Source organism: Hymenobacter lapidiphilus (assembly GCF_013377885.1).
Classification (GTDB): Bacteria; Bacteroidota; Bacteroidia; order Cytophagales; family Hymenobacteraceae; genus Hymenobacter; species Hymenobacter lapidiphilus.
Window position 1 is genome coordinate 1 of record NZ_JABKAU010000084.1, and the last position, 1,598, is coordinate 1,598.

The following is a 1,598-nucleotide window of genomic DNA, read 5'->3' on the forward strand; positions in this document are numbered from 1 at the left end:
CTTGTCCTTACCCAAAACTCCGAAGAGCGCCGGCCGGTAGGCCGGCGTTCTTTTTGGTGTCATTCATCCAGTAGTTGCGCCGCCATCTGTACCCCTTCGACGAGCAAACGCAAGCTCATCCGGCCCAGCCAGAGGGTTTGCCAGCCGGGCGGCCCATCGCCCTTACGGCCGAGGTGGCCGCCGAGCGCGGCCAGCGCCCGCCAGACCGCGTGCACGCTGGTCAGGGGCCGTCGGTGCTGGTGACGCAGCACCCGCAACTCGGTCGCCGTCAGGCCTGCCGCCTCGGCGGGCAAGTCCGGCTCCAGGCGGCTTTTCTCGCGCAAATCCACCAGGGCCAGGGCCACTACGCTGAGCAGGGCCACGGCCGCGAACAGGCGGGCGGCGGTTTGCAGTTGCAGCTTTTCGGCTCCCAGCCCCGTTTTCAGGGCCTTATGAAAGTCCTCGATCAGCCAGCGGCTGGTATACTGGCGCACACAGCGTAGCGCCTGGGCCAAGTCGCTCAGCGGCTGGTCGCTGAGCAGCAGCCATTCCAGGCCCGGACCCGTCGCATCCAGGCCCCGTTCTTCCCAGACCCGCACCACGCTGGCCGGCACTGGCTCGCCCTTGCCCGTGGCCCCGCCCGGCCGCTGCGGGGCCCGCAAGGCCAATACCGGAGTGAAACTCACCTGCAACACCACTTCCCGCGCCGGCTGGCGCGGCCGGCCCCGCAACGCCAGGCGCAACTGCCCGGCACGGGGCTGAGCGCGGGCCACGGCAAACAGGCGACCGGCGGGCGTCTTGTCCGGCCCGGCCACCAGGGCCCGGTCCTGGGCCGCACGCACCACAAAGCCCAGACCCTGGGCCTGGCACTGCTGCAAATGCTCGTAGATGTCGGCCCCGCGGTCGGCCACCACCACCCAACGCGTACCGGCCGGCGGCCGCCCCACGGCCCGCAGACTCTGGGCCCATAATGCCGACTCGCGCACGCGGCCCTGCCGGGGCCGGGAGCCGCCGTGCGGGTGCGCTTTTTCGGCCTCGGGCACGGGCTGACGCACGTGAAACTGCTGGTCGAGTAGGCCCAGCAGCGGCAGCGCGGGCCGTTTGGCGGCCGGATCGGGGTCCTCGGCAGGCCAGGCGGCGGCCACCAGCGAGTGTAGCAGCACGCCCTGGCTGTAGGCCTTCCCTTGCCCGACAGGCCCCAGGCCCGCCCGGCGCTCGGCCGCCTCCGGCCAACTCAACTCAGTCGTATCCTCGACGAGCAGAAAGGTGCCCGATGCCTGCAACTGCTGGCTGACCAAGGCCCGGTGTGGCTGTTGCACGGCGTCAGGCGTGGTCTGCACGTGGCCCAGCAGCTGATAGGCCGCTTTGCTGGCGTAGGCTTGCCCCTGGCTCAGGCGCGGAATGCTCGCCCCCGGCTGCCGGGCCCAGCCGGCCGCCAGCGTGACCACCCGTCGTGTGCGGCGCACGTCGCCCAAGTGGACATGCCCAAAATGCGTCTGCGCCCACTGCTGCGCCATGCCAAAACCGGTGGATATACTCATCCCCGCAAGCTACCCACCGTCCACAAAAAAAGCGCTGACCAACCGGGCAGCGCTTTTTGAGTTTTGGGTAAGGACAAG

At 69.8% G+C, this 1,598-nt stretch carries 1 protein-coding gene; it reads right to left on the bottom strand.

Annotation, left to right across the window (positions count from 1 at the left end; all coding sequences use genetic code 11):
• Window positions 1-59: 59 nt before the first annotated feature.
• Complete coding sequence (locus HW554_RS20105) at window positions 60-1,520, bottom strand: IS4 family transposase (protein WP_176910314.1); 1,461 nt, start codon at window positions 1,518-1,520, stop codon at window positions 60-62.
• Window positions 1,521-1,598: the final 78 nt, after the last annotated feature.